Origin of the sequence: Pseudoalteromonas sp. Z9A6, assembly GCF_011378805.1 — a bacterium.
Taxonomy (GTDB): Bacteria; Pseudomonadota; Gammaproteobacteria; order Enterobacterales; family Alteromonadaceae; genus Pseudoalteromonas; species Pseudoalteromonas distincta.
This window is the reverse complement of sequence record NZ_WTKZ01000004.1, coordinates 131,051-152,003: the sequence shown is the minus strand read 5'-3', so window position 1 is coordinate 152,003 and position 20,953 is coordinate 131,051. Positions and strand designations below refer to the sequence as shown.

At 40.4% G+C, this 20,953-nt stretch carries 17 protein-coding genes; 7 read left to right on the top strand and 10 right to left on the bottom strand.

Translation table 11 applies throughout. The features are described from left to right. Positions 1-141 precede the first annotated feature (141 nt). From GQR53_RS02965 to GQR53_RS02935, 7 genes are all read right to left on the bottom strand, one after another. Positions 142-528, bottom strand: a complete 387-nt coding sequence (locus GQR53_RS02965; protein WP_165742826.1) for a GNAT family N-acetyltransferase — start codon at positions 526-528, stop codon at positions 142-144. Positions 529-580: 52 nt separating this feature from the next. Then, the gene (locus GQR53_RS02960) at positions 581-1,174 is read right to left on the bottom strand and encodes a DUF2238 domain-containing protein (protein WP_149604942.1); all 594 of its coding nucleotides are present in this window, start codon (positions 1,172-1,174) and stop codon (positions 581-583) included. A 61-nt stretch (positions 1,175-1,235) separates the two neighbouring features. Then, positions 1,236-2,027: an SDR family oxidoreductase gene (locus GQR53_RS02955; protein ID WP_165742825.1), complete on the bottom strand. Its 792-nt coding sequence runs from the start codon at positions 2,025-2,027 to the stop codon at positions 1,236-1,238. Positions 2,028-2,086: 59 nt separating this feature from the next. After that, complete coding sequence (locus tag GQR53_RS02950; protein WP_165742824.1) at positions 2,087-2,590, bottom strand: Mpo1-like protein; 504 nt, start codon at positions 2,588-2,590, stop codon at positions 2,087-2,089. Positions 2,591-2,674: 84 nt separating this feature from the next. Further along, entirely contained in the window at positions 2,675-3,082 is a 408-nt protein-coding gene (locus tag GQR53_RS02945; RefSeq protein ID WP_165742823.1) for a hypothetical protein, read from the bottom strand. A gap of 71 nt (positions 3,083-3,153) precedes the next feature. Beyond that, on the bottom strand, positions 3,154-3,828 hold the full coding sequence (locus GQR53_RS02940) for a Crp/Fnr family transcriptional regulator (protein WP_010553509.1): 675 nt from the start codon (positions 3,826-3,828) through the stop codon (positions 3,154-3,156). A 3-nt stretch (positions 3,829-3,831) separates the two neighbouring features. Next, entirely contained in the window at positions 3,832-4,491 is a 660-nt protein-coding gene (locus GQR53_RS02935) for a hypothetical protein (RefSeq protein ID WP_240917434.1), read from the bottom strand. A 688-nt stretch (positions 4,492-5,179) separates the two neighbouring features. Here GQR53_RS02935 and GQR53_RS02930 point away from each other — a divergent pair. From GQR53_RS02930 to GQR53_RS02920, 3 genes are all read left to right on the top strand, one after another. After that, positions 5,180-8,146: a TonB-dependent receptor gene (locus GQR53_RS02930; protein ID WP_165742821.1), complete on the top strand. Its 2,967-nt coding sequence runs from the start codon at positions 5,180-5,182 to the stop codon at positions 8,144-8,146. A 102-nt stretch (positions 8,147-8,248) separates the two neighbouring features. After that, entirely contained in the window at positions 8,249-9,799 is a 1,551-nt protein-coding gene (locus tag GQR53_RS02925) for a tryptophan halogenase family protein (protein ID WP_165742820.1), read from the top strand. Then, positions 9,792-11,279: a tryptophan halogenase family protein gene (locus GQR53_RS02920; RefSeq protein ID WP_165742819.1), complete on the top strand. Its 1,488-nt coding sequence runs from the start codon at positions 9,792-9,794 to the stop codon at positions 11,277-11,279. Before GQR53_RS02925 ends, GQR53_RS02920 begins: the two co-directional genes overlap by 8 nt. A 317-nt stretch (positions 11,280-11,596) precedes the next feature. Here the strand turns inward: GQR53_RS02920 and GQR53_RS02915 are convergent, their stop codons facing one another. After that, positions 11,597-14,173 (bottom strand): glycoside hydrolase family 3 N-terminal domain-containing protein, encoded by a 2,577-nt coding sequence (locus tag GQR53_RS02915; RefSeq protein WP_165742818.1) that lies wholly within the window; start codon positions 14,171-14,173, stop codon positions 11,597-11,599. Positions 14,174-14,411: 238 nt separating this feature from the next. Here GQR53_RS02915 and GQR53_RS02910 point away from each other — a divergent pair, with 238 nt between their 5' ends. The 4 genes from GQR53_RS02910 (at position 14,412) to GQR53_RS02895 (ending at position 19,943) form a co-directional block, all read left to right on the top strand. Then, positions 14,412-15,740, top strand: coding sequence for a GH1 family beta-glucosidase (locus GQR53_RS02910; RefSeq protein WP_165742817.1), 1,329 nt, complete (start codon positions 14,412-14,414; stop codon positions 15,738-15,740). Positions 15,741-15,772: 32 nt separating this feature from the next. Continuing rightward, positions 15,773-17,299, top strand: a complete 1,527-nt coding sequence (locus tag GQR53_RS02905) for an MFS transporter (RefSeq protein ID WP_165742816.1) — start codon at positions 15,773-15,775, stop codon at positions 17,297-17,299. A 76-nt stretch (positions 17,300-17,375) separates the two neighbouring features. Then, complete coding sequence (locus tag GQR53_RS02900; protein WP_002961833.1) at positions 17,376-18,377, top strand: LacI family DNA-binding transcriptional regulator; 1,002 nt, start codon at positions 17,376-17,378, stop codon at positions 18,375-18,377. A gap of 396 nt (positions 18,378-18,773) precedes the next feature. After that, entirely contained in the window at positions 18,774-19,943 is a 1,170-nt protein-coding gene (locus tag GQR53_RS02895) for an MFS transporter (protein ID WP_165742815.1), read from the top strand. A 74-nt stretch (positions 19,944-20,017) separates the two neighbouring features. Here the strand turns inward: GQR53_RS02895 and GQR53_RS02890 are convergent, their stop codons facing one another. Beyond that, on the bottom strand, positions 20,018-20,533 hold the full coding sequence (locus tag GQR53_RS02890; protein WP_165742814.1) for a M23 family metallopeptidase: 516 nt from the start codon (positions 20,531-20,533) through the stop codon (positions 20,018-20,020). Between the two features lie 91 nt (positions 20,534-20,624). Then, complete coding sequence (locus GQR53_RS02885; RefSeq protein WP_165742813.1) at positions 20,625-20,891, bottom strand: YrhK family protein; 267 nt, start codon at positions 20,889-20,891, stop codon at positions 20,625-20,627. Positions 20,892-20,953 lie beyond the last annotated feature (62 nt).

The window sequence follows — 20,953 nt, the reverse complement described above, 5'->3', positions numbered from 1 at the left end:
CTAGATATTTAGCAATTTAGGCTGACACAGAATTCTGAACGCCCTCCATTAAGTTGGAATCAAAAAATCGTAAGCTAACGAACCTATCTAGGCGCTATGTGACAGGAAATTGCTTATAACAACAATATTCGCCCCCGTTTATTAGACCTCACGATTATTTTTATCATACACATTCTCAGGATTTATTTGCATTAGTAGTGCGGGGTTATCTATTGGCTTAAATCCGTATTGCGCATAAAGCCCGTGGGCATCCGATGTCGCTAATAAAAAGCGCCTGAGCCCTTGCAGCTCAGGGTGCTCTACTATCGTTTTAATAAGTAATTTACTCAGCCCATTACCTTGCAAGTGCGGGGCAATAAATACATCTGCTAAATAGGCAAAGGTTGCTTTATCGGTAACCACTCGGGCAAATCCAACTTGCTGGTTATGATCGCTGTAAACACCAAAGCACATTGAGTTATAAATAACGTTAAAGTTGAGTTTGCTTTTGTCTGTGCTAATTGAGTAGTTACTAATGTTTGCGCTCATAAGTTAATAGTCTTTTTTACCAATGCTTTTATAAGCGTTTATATAACTTTTTCTATAAATAATCTTTAACGTTTTTTAGCTGTTTGTCGTGTACTTTTGAAAGTACTAACAATGAGCAAATAGCCCCAAATAACGCCAGTCCCATATCTGATTGGGTATCCCACACGTAACCTTGCGTGCCTAAAAACGCTTCTGCGTTTTCGCCGCTTAACACTGCAACCCACCACTCTATTAATTCGTAAAAGGCGCTAAATGCTAAACATACTGAAATAACAAAGGTGATTAACCAGCCTCGACCATTTACTACTTTTTTGCGCAGTAAAATTTCGCGTGCTAGTAGTGCAGGTACAAACCCTTGAAAAAAGTGCCCTACTTTGTCGTAGTTATTACGCTCGCTACCAAATAGGTTATCGAACAAAGGGACTTCGGCGTAGGTGTAATGCCCGCCAATCATCAGCACTATGCAATGCGCTAAAATAAATGTATACAAAATAGGGGTAAGTTTAAAGTGGCTATAGGTACTTGCTAGCAGCACTAAACCAATAATTGCGGGGATAACTTCAAGCAGCCATGTAAATTGATCTTTTGGGTTAATACCAGACCAAATTAATACAATAAAAAACAGGCTCAGCCATAAATACTTCATTTAGAATCCTTTTCTAAATTGATCAAATTTACGGCATTTTACGCCTTTGAAATAAACGACGCTACCTATAGTTTGTTTTTGCGGTAATGCGATTAAACAAAGTAGGAAAAAAGCGCTTAATTGTTGGCGCCCAACCACTTAAACCTTTGCCAATAATCACTTCGTCTTTTTTATTGCTAATGGCACGAATCATTTTTGAAGCCGCTACGCTTACATCCATGCCATTTTCTATCGACTCTTCTGGTTTATTTTGCGCTATGCCTTGCTCGTTTAGTGAGTTATGCGCAATTGCTGTTTTAATAGAGCCTGGGCAAATTGTTAAACAATGAATGTTATGTTGTGCTACTTCTGCACGTAGGCAATCCATAAAACCAACAACCGCATATTTAAAACCCGAATAACCCGTTCTAAATTTTGAACCTACTTTACCCGCCACACTACTAATAGACACAATTGAGCCACTGCGCCTTGCCACCATAGTAGGCAATACAGCTTTAGTAAGTGCAATTAAGCCAAAGTAATTAACCTCCATTAATTGGCGATACACGTTAAAATCGTTTTCTAAAAATAAACTGCGCTGCGATACGCCGCCGTTATTAATTAAAATATCTATTACAGGAAGCTCGCTCATTTTTGCTGTTATTGTACTCAGTACATGCTCTGGCTGGGCTAAGTCCAGTGGCACAACTAAGTGCCCTTCGCCTTTAAGCGTTGCCTTTAAATCGTTTAGTTTATCTACATTGCGCGCCGATAAAATAACGCGCGCTCCAAGCTCGGCAAATTGTATAGCAAGCTCTTTACCAATACCTGACGATGCCCCGGTGATCCACACGGTTTTATTATTATATTGCATGCCCTATCTGCCTTTTATTCTTATTTATTAAGTTTTATTAAGTTACTGAGTAAAGTATTTTACGCCTTTGTTGGACCTGCTATCGCGTTTACTTCATCTGCTAATGTTTTGTAAAAACCCATTAAAAATAGTAGTTCAACAGTTACGTACAAAGGGCCAATAATTAAACCAATTAGGTCATCTACAAACGCTGGTTTTTTACCTTCGTAATAGTGCCCAATAAACTGCAGTACCCAACCAAATACAAACACACCTAGGCCAAAACTCAACCAAGGCCAAAACGACATTGCCGCAATAGGCTGAGCACCAACAAGGAATAAAGTGAATATCACGGCCATAATAAAGCCAAGCGAAAAGCTCAGCATAAAATAATAAACAACCGACGCTAATACAAAAAGTTGTGCACCATCAATTACAAAGCTACCAAGGGGTATTTGAATACGCGCAAGTAAACACAGCGCCGCAAATACAATGAGCGGAATACCAATAAAGTGCGTTAGTACATTGCGCTTAGAACGATGATACAAACCATATTTACCAAGTTGCTGTTGAAGTGTTTTCATTGTTTTGCCTTTATTTTTATCTATAAAACTAACTTTAACAAAAGTAAGCACAGCAACAATGTCAGGTATCCGACACTTTGTAAATTAAACAAATGCAGAAATTATCTTACCCGGCTCATGCTCACCTTGCATATCCGTTCGCTCGCGCCCTTTTTGATACTCTTGCTCAAGCATTTTTTGAAGCTCATCAATTTTATCAGCAATTGCGTCAGGGTCTGCGCCCTCTCCTTGTAGCTCTTTAGTGAGTTCTTCTATTGTCGCTTTTAGCTCGTCTATTTTGTTTTTGTTTACACCTAAGCGCTGATAAACCAGCGCTTCTTGAGCACTTTCTAAAAACGTTGGTTCTTTAGGAGCTGAGGTAATGCCTTTAACATCATTTGTTTTTTCGTTAGGGAGGGTATTAGTTGCCGCAAGTTCGCTTAGTCCTGCCGCTTTATTTAATGCAGGAGAGTTATAGTTACTATATTGATTTTTAAAGGTTATTGTAGTCATTAGCTCAAATCCATTGTTGCGTCACATTATCTGTAGCAATTTTGGTTCCAACTAAATAAAAAAGTCTCTATTTAAGCTTGTGTAGCACGCGCCTGTAACTTTTGTTTATCTAAAACAGTTATGCGTTGATACCCCAAACTAATAGCTTGTAAGCTAACAAGCTGTTGCAGTATTTGATTAATAGTTTGGCGCGTTAGGTAGGTCATATCAGCAAGTTGCTGTTGAGATAAAACAAGCGGTGTTAAGTGCTCTGTATGTTCGCTAAGCATTAAAAGTCGATTGCATACTTTTTGCTCAGCGCTTAGTAATGCGTGATCTTCCATTGAGGTAAACATTAGGCGTAACTTTTGTGCCAGCAATAAACCAAACTCTTGCCAATATTGTGGCTGTTCGTTTAATAGCTGTTCAAGCTCGCGTTGGGGCACGTAAAAAAGCACAACATCAGTTTGTGCATATACATCGTGAGTGCGCAGGCCACCATCAAACAAGGTAACTTCGCCAAACCAAAGTGACGAATCAATAAAACTAAGTACAGCTTCTTTGCCTTCGTTACTTACGCCACTAATACGCACCACGCCGCTAAGCACTGCATAAATTCCATCGTGCTTGTCACCTCGCAAAAATAGTGATTGCTGAGCCTTTAGCGAGAGCGTTTTGCCCTGCGTTAGTAAAAAGCTTTTTAAATAAGCGCTACGGTTTTTAAACCAATGCCCTTGCTCTATTACGTTTTGCTGCTGTGGAGTCATTATTTACTGCATTTGCTTATTAAATGGCTGTTTTTCGATAACCAATTTTTTAGGGAAATTTAAATCGGTTGCTATAACAAAATCATCGTAAGGATCATTACCCGAAAACAGCTCAGTTATTAATGTATCGTTTTTATAAACATTAACGGTTACACCGCTGCCCATACCGCCTGAGTTAATAATATAATAATGATATTCGCCGTTACTAAAAAATAAAATACTCTCGCCAATACGCTCTACTTGCCTGTAGTAACTACCAAATGGTGCATCTGGTGTAGCTTCTTTTTCAAGCCCTATGTCATTAACTCTACCAAATCGATAACTAAGCGATGAGTCATCTTTTGCAACACAAATAGAAAGCACTTTATCGGTAGGCTCTAACTTGTAGGCTGTACTTTCATCTGGGTTACGCACAACTTTATGCATTTTTGCGTTAATGTAGGCTGCTTCATTACTTTTACAATGTGTTGCAAGCATACCGACCACTAAAGCGGGTTCGTTTGTTTGAGCTGCTGGAGGTGTGTTTACTTTGAGATCAGTGGGTAAGTTACTTGCATTACTATTTAGCTGAGGGCTATCTTGCATTGCCATGCTTTGGTCGTCACAACCAAACAGTGCAAACAAGAAGAAAGAATAAAAGCTCGCTAAAAATTTAATGCGCATAATAAAATCCATCTATGAGAGAGCCTTTAAAATAGCGATAAAACTAGCGACCCGCAACACTCTTATGCGCAATACTTTATAAGTTTATTTTTAAACCATCTTCTGCAAAAACTACGTTACTTTTTAGTGATTTAATTAACGATTTTTTAAACAACTACTGGTTTTTAATGACCGATTCATAAACTGAGATAGAACCGCCGCTTGATGCGTTTTCATCAATTGCGTTGTACATAATCACTACATCGGCATTTTCGCTAAGTTAGCAAATGTACCTATTTTTGTTGAGTGACCAACGGCCGATTTATTAATTTTAGCTAGTATTAAAAGCTGATTTATACACCTCATAAAAGTGTGTAAATAACTAAATTAATCAATAATTGGTTTTCTTATAATAAAATGTTGTTACAGCACTATTGCAAACGGCTTTTCATAACCAATTGTAATTTATGATTTAAATAAAATCAAATCCAAAAAACATACATTTTAAAAACAATTTAGTCTCATTTTATTAAAACAACAGTTGACCCTATTCAAAATATAAACTAGCATTTCTGGAAGCGCTTCCACAAATTCTAGTTAAGCAGATTTTTCTGGAAGCGCTTCCACACATTTGACAATGTTTATAACTACACAATAACAGCCCCATACAAGCTGTTAATAATAATGATAAAAGCGCGAGGGAAACCGAATGTCCAACCATATTGTAAGAAAAACAAAGATAGCGACCAGCCTATCTCTGATTTTAGGTGCATCAATCTCTTTGCCTGTATATGCACAAGAAGCAAATACAGATGTTGAAGTAATCCAAGTTACTGGTTTTAAAAGCAGTATTAAAGAGTCGACTCGTTTAAAACGCGACGCCGCCGGTGTTGTAGATGCTATATCAGCTGAAGATATTGGTAAATTCCCAGATACCAACTTAGCCGAGTCGCTACAGCGTATTACGGGTGTGTCGATTGATCGCTCAAATGGTGAAGGCTCTAAAGTAACGGTTCGTGGTTTTGGCCCCGACTACAATATGGTAACCCTAAACGGGCGTACAATGCCGGCGGCATCTTTGCCTGCAGGCGGTGGTACACCCAGCTCTCGAGCATTTGACTTTGCAAACTTAGCGTCTGATAGCGTTAAATCGGTTGAAGTATATAAAACGGGTAAAGCTAGCATTGCATCAGGTGGTATTGGCGCAACAATTAATATTAATACGGCTCGCCCGCTCGACAATCCAGGCTTTGTTTCAAGCATTGGCGTAAAAGCATTACACGACTCAACAAACCGCGTTGGTGATGACATAACACCTGAGCTTTCGGGCTTAATTAGCTGGACCGACAGTGAAGCTAAATTTGGTGCCTCGTTAACTGCAAGCATGCAACAGCGCGATAGCTCATCAACAGGTGCGTTTGTAAATCAATGGAATACATCAGCTTTTGACGGCACAATCCCACAAGCTGCAGACGATATTGTTTTAACTAATGCACCCGCCGTTGGCCAGCTTTATTCAATGCCATCAGATTTGCGCTACACCATTGCCGACAGAGAACGTACTCGTACAAACGCGCAATTAACGCTGCAATACAGCCCTATTGACGATTTAACAGCCACGCTTGATTACACATATTCTAAGCAAGATTTATTCGAAGCCCGTGCTGAGCAATCAATTTGGATGGATAACTACAAAAGCGCGCTAACATTTGACGACAACACAATAAAAACTCCTATTTATTACCGAGAAGAACGTCGCGATCAGCAAACACGCGATTTAGGTTTAGCGTTTCAAGAGCTAAACCAAGTTAACCAAAACGACTCTATTGGTTTAAACGTTGAGTACTATTTCAATTCAGAATTGAGCTTTATGTTTGATGCGCACAATTCAAAAGCCACTAGCAAACCAGATGCACCTTACGGCAGCTGGGTAAACGCAGGCTTAGGCGCAAACGTAGTTAACGCACAAGAAGTTGATTTTAGCCGTGAACTTCCATCAATGAGTATCGATTTTGATGATTGCCGCCGAGACAACTTAAATTGTAATAACACGTTAGATGCCTCTGATGTGGGTACGTCTATTTTAGATTCTAACTTTGCTCGCCAAGAATCTGAAATAACAGAATTTAGAATCCATGGTAAATACGAAATTGAAAACGGCGCAATTGACTTTGGTATAGAGTCTCGCTCTATGGAAAGCCATTCACTGCAATCACTTACACGTAATACAATGGGTAACTGGGGTATCGAAAACCCAGGCGAACTACCTGATGGCTACCTAAACCCAACAAACTTTTTAGCTGAGTTTGACGACTACGATACATCGGGCTCGTTCAACCAAGGTTATACTGGCAGCGCATCTCAAATTGGTTACTGGGCAGGTGAAGAATACGGTTTTAACTTTGCAGCCGATGGCGCATTTGCAACAAACCGCACCATTGAAGAAGACATAACCGCTGCGTTTGTGCAATTTACTTACAATGGTTACATTGGCGATATGCCATATAACATTGTTATTGGCGCACGCCAAGAGTCTACCGACATTACCTCAACGGCTAATATCGATTTACCTAACGCAGTAGCGTGGGAAGGTAATAACGACTTTAATGTTCGTTTTGGCTCAGCTAAAGAAGATTTCACGCTTAAATCTAGCTACGATCACTTTTTACCAAGCTTTGACTTTGACATAGAAGTAATTGAAAACGTAAAAGCGCGTTTTTCTTATAGCACGACAATTGCTCGCCCAACTTACGATAACTTAAGTTCAGCAGCGACTGTTGGTGTACCAGGTGCCCCTACTCTTTTAGCGGGTTCTTCACCGGCTACAGCGTCAACGGGTAATCCTGGTTTAGTGCCGCTAGAATCTGATAATATTGATGTATCGGCTGAGTGGTACTTTGCAGAAACAAGTTATGTGTCGGTAGGTTATTACACTAAAGACATTGAAAACTTTATTGGTTTAACACCAATGACGCAAAACTACTACGGATTACGCGATGCAACAGCGGGTCCTCGCGCACAAGCTGCCATTGCTGAGCTAGAATCTCGCGGACTTGCTCTAACCGATTCAAACTTATTTCAAATGGTTGCCGCAACAGAAAATGGCGTTGATTTTGACTCTATGACCTACGAAGAGTTTGAAGCCGCTTACGATGTAATTGCTAACAGCGATGACCCATTACTAGAATTTACAGCGCAAGTACCTACCAACAATAAAAATGCCACAATTGATGGTTTCGAAATTGCCTTTCAGCACTTTTTTGGTGAAAGCGGTTTTGGGGTGCAAGCAAACTACACCACTGTTAATGGCGACATAGACTTTGATGTAAACGCTGACCCTACTACTACACAATTTGCACTAGTGGGTTTAAGCGATACAGCTAACTTTATTGCAATGTACGAAAACGACGATTTTCAAGCACGTATTGCTTACAACTGGCGTGATAAGTTTTTAAATAGCGCAGCTCGATACGTAAATGAGCCAGGCTTTACTGAAGAATATTATCAAATCGACTTTAATGTTGCGTACAACTACAGCGAGCAACTATCGTTTTTTATTGAAGGCCTTAATATTACTGAACAAAACAGCCGCGAACATGGCCGTACGTCAGTACAATTGTGGAACCTACAACAGCTAGGTGCACGTTACAATATTGGTATGCGTTACAACTTCTAAAGGTAATACAAAGTAAAGCCGTTAGTTTTTACTAGCGGCTTTTTTGTATTTAAAACAGTATTAATGCTAGTTTAATTGTTATCAACTTTAGGGTGTTAACTCATGACCAAACCAATAACAAAAATAGTCGTTTTAGGTGGTGGTACTGCCGGCTGGCTAAGCGCAGGCTTATTAGCCGCCGAACACCCGCACCTTAATGTAACGTTAGTGGAGTCGGCAAATGTGCCTATATTGGGTGTGGGCGAAGGCACGTGGCCGTCAATGCGCAATACCCTACAGCGCATTGGCATTAAAGAAAGTAATTTTATAACCCAGTGCGACGCATCATTTAAGCAAGGTTCTAAATTTATAAATTGGCGCAACCTCAGCGAGGGAGAAAACTACTACCACCCTTTTATGAATCCACAAGGCTACGAGCACACTAATTTACACGCCAGTTGGCAACGTATTGCACCGGATCAAAAATTTGCCGACGTTGTTAATATGCAAAGCTTTGTATACCAAGCAGCACTTGCACCAAAACAATTACAAACTCCCGAATACGCAGCAGTCACCAACTATGGCTATCATTTAGATGCGGGTAAATTTGCTGAGTTTTTAAAAAATCACTGCGTTAAAAACTTAAACGTTACACATATTACTGACGATGTAACCGAGGTTATTAACGACGAACATGGCTACATTGCTTCATTAAAAACAAATAATAATGGCGATATAACAGGTGATTTATTTATAGATTGCTCAGGCTCTCGTGCTCGTTTAATTGGTGATCATTTTAATAGTGAGTTTATAACGCAAGATCATATTTTATTTAATAACAGCGCTGTAGCGGCGCAAATACCTAATGCACACATCAATCAACCAATTGCCTCAGCTACGCTATCTACAGCGCAAAGTAACGGCTGGATTTGGGATATAGCCCTGCCAACACGCCGTGCCACAGGTTATGTATTTAGTAGTAAATATCAAAGTGATGAAAGCGCAAAAAATACTCTAAAAAGCTACATAGCTAAAACTACCAGCGAGCAACAAGCTGAGCAACTTAACTACCGTGTATTAAAATTCAGCCCTGGTTACAGGCAAAAATTTTGGGTTAAAAACTGTGTTGCCGTGGGTATGTCAGCTGGCTTTTTAGAGCCACTTGAAGCGTCAGCTCTTGCTATGGTTGAGCTTTCAATTAGCATGATAAGCGAGCAACTACCGCAAAACGGTACTCACATGAGCCAGCTTGAAAAGCGTTTTAATGACCGTTTTAGCACTCGTTGGCAACGCGTTATTGAGTTTTTAAAACTTCATTATGTGCTAAGCGAGCGCGACGACACTCCCTATTGGCAAAATATTAGTAGTTTAAATACCGCGCCCGAACGCGTGCAAAACTTACTTAAACTTTGGCAATTTCAGCCCCCTAGCCGCTTTGATTTTATTGAAAACGAAGAAGTGTTTTCATCAAGCAGTTATCAATACGTTTTATATGGCATGGGCTTTAATACACAAACAGTATCTGCACAAAATACATTTAACGACCCACGTGCTGGGGATTACTATTATCAGCAAAATCGCGAAAAAATAGCGCAGTGCTTAAATGGACTGCCAAGTAATCGCGCGCTTTTAAATCATCTTTTATCAAACAATGGGCAGCCACATAATGACTAAAAAAAATGCTGTTAAAAACGTAGTAATTGCTGGAGGCGGCACTGCAGGTTGGATGGCCGCAGCAGCACTTGCTAAACTAGTTGGTAACAATATAAACATAACCCTTGTTGAATCTGACGATATTGGCACTGTAGGTGTTGGTGAAGCAACAATTCCGCCTATTCGTACATTTCATAAATTGCTGGGTATAAACGAGCAAGCATTTATGAAAGCCACTCAAGCAAGCTTTAAATTAGGTATTAGCTTTGAAAACTGGGGCGATGAAAACACGCATTATATTCACTCATTTGGCGCAACGGGCAAAGAATGTTGGGCGGGTGAATTTCATCACTTTTGGCTGCAAGGTAAAACTTTAGGAATAAACAACCCATTTGGCGATTACTGCTACGAGCTGCAAGCGGCTAAAGCCGGTAAGTTTGCGTTTAATCAGCAAAACCCTATTAACTATGCCTACCATATGGATGCCACGCGTTACGCACAGTTTTTACGTGGATTTTCAGAGCCATTAGGTGTAAAACGCATTGAAGGTAGGATACAAAAAGTAGTAAAAAACACTAAAACGGGCCATATAGAATCATTGATTTTAAATAATGGCGAGCACATTGACGGCGACTTTTTTATTGATTGCACCGGCTTTAGAGGCTTATTAATAGAGCAAGCATTGCATACTGGCTACGAAGACTGGTCGCATTTACTACCGTGTAATAGCGCCATTGCGGTGCAAACAAAATCAACCAGCGAAACCGTATTGCCACTTACCCGCTCTATTGCCCATAAAAGCGGCTGGCAATGGCGTATACCACTGCAAAACCGTGTCGGCAACGGATTAGTTTATTGCAGCCAATATGTGGATGGCGAACAAGCCAAAGCGCTATTATTAAATAATATTGAAGGTGAGCCGCTTACAGAGCCCCGTATTATTAAATTTAAAACAGGGCGTCGCTTAAAAGGGTGGAACAAAAACTGCCTAGCGCTTGGCCTTGCTAGCGGTTTTGTAGAGCCACTTGAGTCCACCAGCATTCACTTAATTATGTCGGGTATTATTCGCTTTATGCGTTTATTTCCGTTTAATGGCATTACCAATCACGCCATTGACGAATACAACAAACAGCTTAAAAGCGAAATTGAAAACATTCGCGACTTTATTGTGCTGCACTACAAAGTAACTAATCGCGATGACAGTGAGTTTTGGCAACACTGTAGTGCGATGGAAGTGCCAAAAACACTTCAGCATAAAATTGATTTGTTTAAACAAACCGGCCGTGTATTTTTAGACGATGGCGACATTTTTAGAGTCGACTCGTGGGTGCAAGTTATGCTTGGTCAAGGCATTGAGCCTAATCAACATCATTTAATAGCTAGCATGATGAGCGATGAAGAACTCACCCGTTTTTTACACGGTATTAAGCAACAAATAGAGCAACGCGTAAGCCAATTACCGCCTCATCATGAGTTTTTAAAGCAGTATTGCCCAGCATAAAAAAAGCCCTTATTAGGGCGTGTTGTTCTTTGGTGGTTGAATTTGCAGCAGTATGTTTGGTTTTTAGGCAAGGCAGAGCCTATGTAGTGTGGTTATTCCCCATAAATAGGCGATAACGTAGCATAAATGCCAAACATGCGCTGCCCGTAGGGTTCTGCCTAGGGGCAATTTACTCTTTGTTGCTCGGTTTTTACTTATCCCACTAGGTTACAAACCTCTCGCCGCGATTAAATTGCCCCTAGATTGAACAAATTTCAATCCACAAAGATCAACACGCCCTCAGAGCTTTGTGTACACACAACAACTTTTACGTTTTATTATTCACACTTAACCACAGCGCTTTTAGCGCCTTGTGGTTCAAAGCTAATATCTGCAACTGAAACGCTAAGCTCTCCTGCCGTTTTAATAATAAAAGGGCTGGTTACTCTGGCAAAATCAACACCCTTTTTAGCAAAACACGTTAAATCTATACTCATGGTTTGCCATGTATTTAAATCAGCATTTTCAAGATCACGGGTAATATCAAGCTCGCCGCCACAGCCTTGTTCGCACTTCATTGCAAGGTATGCTTGCGAGCTAGGTATTTGGTTTACTTTATAGCTAAAGCTAAGGGCGGAATTTGCTTCAATGTAGGCCACTTTGTCTTCGGTAAAGTTACTATTAATTTCGATGTAGCTGGCTGCAGTGCCATCAAAATTAAATTGCATCGCATCTTCTTGAATCGCTTTGTCTTCAGTGCGATAAGTAATGCTACCAAGCTTTACACTGTTACTTGCTACTTGGTGCTGCTCGCTGTTTGAATTTAAAAACAAACGCCACGGTGTTTTAAAGCTGCCATTAAATATAGACAGTGGCGCAAGGTTACTAATATCAACACCTGAGTCTTCATTTAGATTATTGCTAAGCGTACTTTCATCTTTATAGGTTAAGCCAAAGCCATAGGGTAATAATGGCGAGTAATCAGCATCGCCCTTATTTACTGCGGTTTGTAGTGGCGATTTAGGCCACGAGAACGACAACTTACCTTTAAAGTCATACTGTACTTGCCCATTTTCATCCGATAATAAAACATCAGCAATACCTTGGCCTTCAGTACCCGGTAGCCATGCAGCTACAAATGCATCTGACGCGTTTAGCTCGCTGTTAACCCACATTGGTCTGCCCGATATAAACACCGATACCACCGCAATACCTTGCTGCTTTAATGTTTTTAATATTTTAAGAGAGCGTTTATTGTTACGTTCAAACTCAAGGTTGTCTTTATCACCATGCCCCTCTGCGTATGGTTCTTCACCAAATACAACAATGGCTACATCGGGTTTGGTATTAAACTCACCCGCTGGGCTTAAAATAGCGTTACCGCCAGCAGCCTCTATTTGCGCTTTCAAGCCCGCATAAATAGACGTTGCCCCAGGGAAATCTGCATTTTGATTATTAGTTCCCTGCCACGTAATACTCCAACCACCCGATTGCTTGCCTATGTTATCGGCCGCATCGCCTGCTATGAGTATGTTGCTTGATGGGTTAAGCGGTAATAAATGATTGTTGTTTTTAAGCAGTACTAGCGACTCTTGTACAGCTTGGCGGGCAATATCGCGATGTGCTGGCGCACCTATTAGTTCTAATTTACCTGAATATTTTCGATTTGCAGGGCTTGGTTTATCAAATAAACCCGCGCGTAATTTAACGCGTAAAATACGTGCTACGGCGTCATCTATTCGCGCCATTGTTATTGTGCCCGCTTTTACTTGTTTAATTGTATTTTCATAAAGTGGCTTCCAAGCACCCGTTGGTACCATAAAAATATCAAGCCCCGCATTAACAGCCTGCGGGCAACTTTCATTTGTACAGCCTGCAACTTGTCCGTGTCCGTTCCAATCTCCTACAACAAAGCCATCAAAACCCATTTTTGTTTTTAACACATCAGTAAGTAGGTATTTATTGCCGTGATTTTTTTTACCATTCCAGCTATTAAACGATGCCATAACCGACTGACTACCTGCGGTTAAGCCACCTATATAACCTTGCGCATGAATGTTATATAACACCTCTTCGCTATCAATATTATCGCCTTGATCGTCGCCATCTACCGTGCCGCCATCGCCTAAAAAGTGCTTAACGGTACTAATTACGCGTTTATCACTTAAAAAGTCTTCATCGGCTCTGCCTTGCAATCCGTTTACAATTGCGGCTGAATATTCACGCACTATGCTTGAGTCTTCTGAGTAGCCTTCGTACGTTCGGCCCCATCGGTCATCGCGCACAACCGCAACAGTCGGTGCAAACACCCAATCTATGCCTGTTGCCATTACCTCTATTGCAGTAGCTGCTGCAATGCGCTCAATTAATGCGGGGTTATTAGCAGCACCTAAACCAATATTGTGAGGGAATAACGTCGCCCCAATCACATTATTATGGCCATGTACGGCATCGGTGCCCCACATGGTTGGAATTTTACTGCCATCAATTGAGTCATCAACCGAGGCCTGATACATGCTTTCAGCAAGCGTTATCCAATCTGCAGGCGTTGCATGCTTATTAGCATTCGGGAACGAGCCACCGCCATTTAAATACGAACCAAAACCATATTTGCGCATGTCTGCAGCAGTTATATCGCGAATTTCAGGTTGGATCATCTGCGCTACTTTTTGCTCAAGCGTCATTATTTTTAAATACTGTGCAATCGTATTTTCAATTTCAGGCGTTTTCACTACCTTACTTTTAAGCGTTGGCCAAAGTGATAAATCACCTTGCTCATGCTCAGCCTTTTTGGCTAAGGCGTCTTGGCTATTATTAGCGTTAACCTCTTGTTTATTACACGCACTTAAAACGCATAATCCTCCTATTAAAATGGGGAGCATGCGTAACCTGTTAGTGTTTAAGCTTTTTTTCATTTTTATAGCCCTGTGTTGTGTCAGTGTGTTTTTGTGAAACGCCTATTTGTTATTTAAATTTAACTATTGACCTGCTTAACAATAGCCACTAACCTAAATATGGAAGCGCTTCCTTAAAGTTATTAAATACCATCCTTAGTGATTAATCAAATTAAATATGGAAGCGCTTCCATCAATGCAATTTATAAACTATAAATAAAAGCAAAATTTACTACAAAGAAGCAGAGGTTTTCTCTTAATGAAACAATTATCTTTACCTAGTGGCTCACCACTTTTAGCCAAAAATTTTACCTATGGTGTAGCTACGGCTTCATTTCAAATTGAAGGCGGCGCAACTGATCGCTTGCCATGTATTTGGGATACCTTTTGCAGTAAAGAAGGCAAAATAGTCGATAATTCAAATGGCGATGTAGCCTGCGAGCACTACACTCGCTGGAAAGACGATATAAACTTAATTGAGTCATTAGGTGTAGACGCTTACAGACTCTCGATTTCGTGGCCACGCGTAATGACTAAAAGCGGTCACTTAAACCCGACAGGCGTTAAGTTTTATACCGACATTTTAGATGAATTAAAACGACGTAACATTAAAGCTTTTGTAACGCTATACCACTGGGATTTACCACAACACATTGAAGACGAAGGTGGCTGGCTAAACCGTAACACCGCTTACGAATTTGCCCATTACGCAGATTTAATTACCAAAGCATTTGGGGAACGTGTGCACTCTTACGCCACCTTAAACGAACCTTTTTGTAGCTCTTACTTAGGTTACGAAATTGGCGTACATGCGCCTGGCATAGTAGGCCGCGAATTTGGTCGTAAAGCCGCGCACCACTTATTACTAGGCCACGGTTTAGCTATGCAAGTACTTGCTAAAAATAGCCCAAATACGCTAAACGGTATTGTACTTAACTTTACGCCTTGTTACTCCGTTACCCAAAGTGAAGACGATTTAAAAGCCACTGCATTTGCTGATGACTATATAAACCAATGGTACATGCAGCCTGTAATGCAAGGTAAATACCCTGATATTATTAAGCAGTTACCTAAAGCCCACCACCCTGACATTTTAGATGGCGATATGGAAATAATTGCTCAACCGCTAGATTACCTAGGGGTTAACTTTTATACCCGCATGCATTATCAAGCAAGCGAAACCGACTTTTACCATGAGCTGCCACATAAAGCGCCAATGACCGATATAGGCTGGGAAATTTATCCTAAAGCGCTGACAGAATTACTTGTAACGTTAAACGAAAAATACACCCTACCGCCTATTTATATTACCGAAAACGGCGCAGCCATGGCTGACGAATTTAAAGACGGTGAAATCAAAGATAACGACCGTATTGAATATTACCACGAGCATTTAAATGCCCTGCATAACGCAACCGAGCAAGGCGTAAAAGTAGATGGTTACTTTGCGTGGAGCCTAATGGATAACTTTGAATGGGCAGAAGGATATTTAAAGCGCTTTGGAATAGTACACGTAGACTACAACACACAAAAACGAACTGTTAAAGCCAGCGGTAAAGCGTACAGTAACCTAATAACTAGCCGATAATTTATCGGCTTATAACAATAAGAACACACACTGTGAACAAACTCCCTTTATACGAAAAAGTAGGTTACGCCATGGGCGATGCCGGCGCTAACTTAGTATGGCGCGGCGCGCTTGCTTATTTAGCGGTGTTTTACACCGATACATTTGGCATATCGGCAGCCGCCGCTGCCATGTTGTTTTTGGTGGTAAGGCTATCAGATGGCGTAACCGATATTATTATGGGTATGATTGCCGATAGAACGCAGTCGCGCTTTGGTAAATTTCGCCCGTGGATACTCTATTCGGCACCGTTTTTGGGCTTGTTTATGGTGTTGTGTTTTACTACACCCGACTTTAGCACCACCAATAAACTTATTTATGCTTACGTAACCTACATAGGTTTAACGCTTGCTTACACCGTAAGTAATGTGCCCTACTCGGCACTTATGGGCGTAATGACACCAGACGATACAGAGCGCACAAAGCTCTCTGGTTTTAGGTTTGCAGGTGCGTTTACTGGTGGCTTATTGGTTATGGGTTTTTTACCTGAGCTAGTGGCATTTTTTGGTGGCGGCGACAACACCAAAGGCTATCAGCTTACTATGTACTTATTTGCCAGCTTACTTATTATTTTAATGATTATAACGTTTGCGACCACCAAAGAGCGTGTAACACCGCATGCCTCAAATGAAGGGAATTTAAAATCAGAGTTATTTGATTTAACCAAAAGCCTGCCATTTATAATCCTACCTTTGCTTGCTACCACCCTGTTTTTTTATTACCGCGATTTATACAGCGGTGTATTTTTTGCCCTTGTTATGGCTGCAATGACATTCGTTATTAAAAAATTGCTCAGTAAAGATAAGCAAAGCTTAACGGGATCACAGCGCGACATGGTTGATCTTCTGACCAACAAACCTTGGTTGGTGTTACTCGGCATTGGTTTTTTAACCATGATGTTTAATGGCATAAAATACGGTGTAATTGCGTACTACTTTAAGTATCACGTAGCCAATGAACTCATGGCTGGGCAATACTTTATCGCTTTGTTGGTTGTATCTATATTTGGCGCACTTGCCACAGGTAAACTGGCCGAAATTATGGGTAAACGAAACCTATTTATTGCATCATTAATGCTAAGCGGCATACTCACTACTGCATTTTACTGGGTGCCTAGCGATAACCTGGTTGCTGTATTTACCTTTGGTTGCGCTGCTGAATTTTTTGCCGCGATGATGCCAACATTATTTTTTAGTATGCTTGGTGATTCAGCCGATTATTCAGAGTGGAAAAACAAACGCCGCGCTACAGGCCTTATTTATTCTGCGGGTACATTTGTACAAAAAACCGGTGGTGGTTTTGCCGGTGCATTAGTATTGGTGGTACTTGCAGGCTACGGCTATAACGGTATGGATGAGCTAACAATTACACAAGCCCTACCTGGTATGCAGCTACTTATGAGCTGGATACCTGCCGCATTTGCTTTTTTAGGCGCCGCATTGATGCTTATTTATCCACTAACCTCAGCGATGACGCAAAAAATAACAGAAGACTTAGCAATTAGACGCAGTAATGTGTAAATTAACTTTTAATGGCCCTTCGCACTTTATATTTTTTATAAAGTGCGAGTAAAAATTCATATAAGCTAGGACATCAATGGCGACAATTTATCAAGTATCAGAAATGGCAGGTGTGTCTTTATCAACTGTTTCAAGGGTACTTAACGACAACGACTACGTAAGCAAAAAAACTAAAAAAAAGGTATTAGAAGCAATGAAAGAGCTAGGCTATCAGCCAAGTTCTATTGCTCGCTCTTTGGCGTCTAGCACTACAAACAGCGTCGGTATTTTAGTTTCTGAGTTGGATGGTCCGTTTTTTGGTCAAATGATGTCAGCCATTGAAGAGCACCTTCGTATTGCGGGTAAACACGTTATTATTACCCCAGGGCACAGTGACGAGAAAAAAGAAAAAAGCGGCTTTGAGTTTTTAATAGGCCGTAATTGCGACGCTATTATTGCCCACGTAGAAGCGGTATCAAACGAGTACCTAATTGAGTTAAGTAAAGGCAAAACCCCTATTTACTTAATGAGCCGCTACGTTAAAGAAATTGAAGAAAACTGCATTAGCCTCGACAACGTAATGGGCGGCTACTTAGCCACTAAAGCCATGATCAACAAAGGCCATAAAAACATTGCATACATAGCAGGCCCGCAGTTTAAAGAAGACGCGTCAAACCGTTTAAAAGGCCACAAAAAAGCTCTGGCAGAATACAACCTAACCTTTGACGAAAACTTATTTTACATAGGCGACTTTAAAGAAACCGGCGGCAGCGACGGCTTAAGGCATTTTATTCAAAATAAAGCGCAAATAACCGCCCTTGTATGTGCCAATGACGAAATGGCATCGGGTGCTATGAAATACGCCCGCGAACACGGTTTTAACCTGCCAAAAGATTTAGCCATTATTGGGTTCGATAACGTAATTTTTACCAATTATCTCTACCCAACACTGACTACAATAGATAACCCAGTTCCCGAAATGGGCCGAGCTGCGGCTAACTTAGTGCTTAAAGACATTTACAAAAAAAGCGGCATAACAGTAAAGCACGTGTTTCAGCCAAAGCTTATTTTAAGAGACTCTACACCCGATATTAATTAACTTTAAACCGAATTTAAATCTAGTTTAAATCTAAGTTATGTAATTCATTACGCACCCACTGCGTATTTAAATATTGATCTACGCGCTGCTGCGTAAACTTTACAAGTGACGTGCAGCATGCGATATGTGCCTGTCTGCTTGCATTTCAAAAAACTCTATTCAGACATAAATGCTCACAAATATAAAACAATATCCACACGAAAAAACTACAATAAAAAGCATAATAGATCCGATAATTTACCAAAAAGATCGTTTTAAAGTTTATTTATATTGTTTAATAAAATATCACTTTACTTATTTTTAATTTGGCTCTAAATTCGCGCAAATTTTATTATTAAAGTAACCTCTCAAACTTTAAAACAGTGGTTATTTACCTTGATGAGTCGATAAACACAAATGGCCGAATCAGCCACCACAAGCACTTCTAACAACCCTTTAGCACCCGTTATCGGGCTGTCATTTTTTGCTATTGCATCAGGCTTTTTAATGAGCCTTATTCCGCTGTCGTTACCTGCATTTAAACTTGATGAAAATCTAGCGCCTTGGCTTGCGAGCATTTTTTACTTTGGCTTACTTATTGGCGCCACCACAATAGAGCGCATTGTGGTAAAAATGGGTCATCGCTTCGCCTTTATATTATTTTTAAGCTTGTTAATAGTAAGTGTGCTTGCACAACTTGCGCTACCAAATACCGTTAACTGGTTAATTGCACGATTTGTAGCAGGTGTTGCTGTTGCCGGTGTGTTTGTCGTTGTTGAGTCTTGGTTGTTAATGACCAACACAGCAAAGTCGCGGGCTAAACGTTTGGGTTTATACATGACCTCACTTTATGGGGGCAGCGCGGTTGGTCAACTTGCTATAGGGCCGCTTGGCACCGAAGGTTCAATGCCTTATTTATTTGTAGCCTCGTTATTATTTTTAGCTATTTTGGCGCCTTTATTAATAACTAAAGGTCAGCCCGAAAAACAGCACCTTGAAAAACTACCACTAAAAGAAATAAAAACATTAAGCCACCCAGCTATGCTCGGATGCTTAGCATCGGGCTTATTACTGGGCCCTATTTACGGCTTAATGCCGGTGTATATTTCAGCACAAGCTGATCAAGCTCAGTACACAGGAACACTTATGGCGGTTATTATTTTAGGCGGCATGGTCGTGCAGCCGCTTGTGAGTTACTTATCTACTCGGCTTGAAAAAAGCTTATTGATGGGTATGTTTTGTTTAGTAGGCGCAGCCGGTGCTGCGGGTATACTACAAGCAAACACTTTAGCAGGATTAATAGTAAGCTACTTAATACTAGGCGCATGCAGCTTTGCACTTTACCCGATTGCTATAACACTTGCGTGCGACTCATTGCCAATGGCAAAAATAGTATCGGCAACTGAGGTAATGCTTTTGAGTTACAGTATTGGTTCGGTATTTGGCCCTATGCTTGCTGCAAATTTATCTGATGCACCCAACGGTATTGTGTTTTATTTAGCAGGCTGTTTAATCACTACCTGTATTTATATGTTTATTAAAAGCATTAAAAATATACGCGCGGGTAAAACCCCAGTTGCAGGCTAATTTTTAGCTTAAATACACACTTGTTTATTAACGGATTTTAGCTGTTAAACATCTTGATTTAACAGCTAAAACTATTATTTAGCAGTGAGTTTTTTATGTGGGCTCAAAAAAAACATCTTTTTCCACCCTTGGTTTTGCGTTGTAAAAAGCCACGGCATAGGCACTAACGATAAAATAGAATAATGCACATGAGGCTGTTTTCCTGCGGCATTTCCGGTATCGCCCAGTAAGCCAATTTGACTGTTTATACTTACTACATCACCTGTACTTACCGAGTAGTCATTTAAATGTGCAAAATAATGCACGCGCCATTTAGGCCCAAGCACTGCAACCACCTTACCACCACGGGTTAACTCACTTGCAAATATAACAATACCGCTTGTTGAGGCAACTACGGGAGTATTTTTTGTGCCAAAAATATCAATTCCTTTGTGCACACCCGACCTACCCCAAGGCTCGTACCAAAACGTGTTATGATTCCAATCTTTACTTGTGGCACCTTGTACCGGAATCATTATTTTTTCGGGAATTAGTAAGCCTATAATTAATAAAGTAGCTATTCCAATTGCAATCCACTTAAGTACTTTCACTTTTCTATCCTTGATATTTATATAACTTATACTGGTAAATTATTAGCCATAATAACTGAACTCATCATGAGTCGTATTTATGGTGTTTTATTTATGAAGTTTTATTTGAATGAAATACCCGACTAACATGTACTAAGCTGATCAATTTCAAAATAGGTTTTATAAGCAATTGAGCACTGCCCGCTATAAACAGCCATGTGCCACTTTCTATTAGTGAGTCATTTAAAAAGAAAAAACTGCCAATTAAAAACCAAACAGCAATCAAAAAATCGTTAAACGCTCCCAGCGCTTCATATCGTCGCTGGATGGTAATATGCTCTTGCCCTAAATCTAAAATAAACTGATTACTGGGGTCCATAAGTACTGCTCACTCTTTTATTTCATAATTTAAAAAGCTTGTTTTCACAAGCTAAGCCGCAC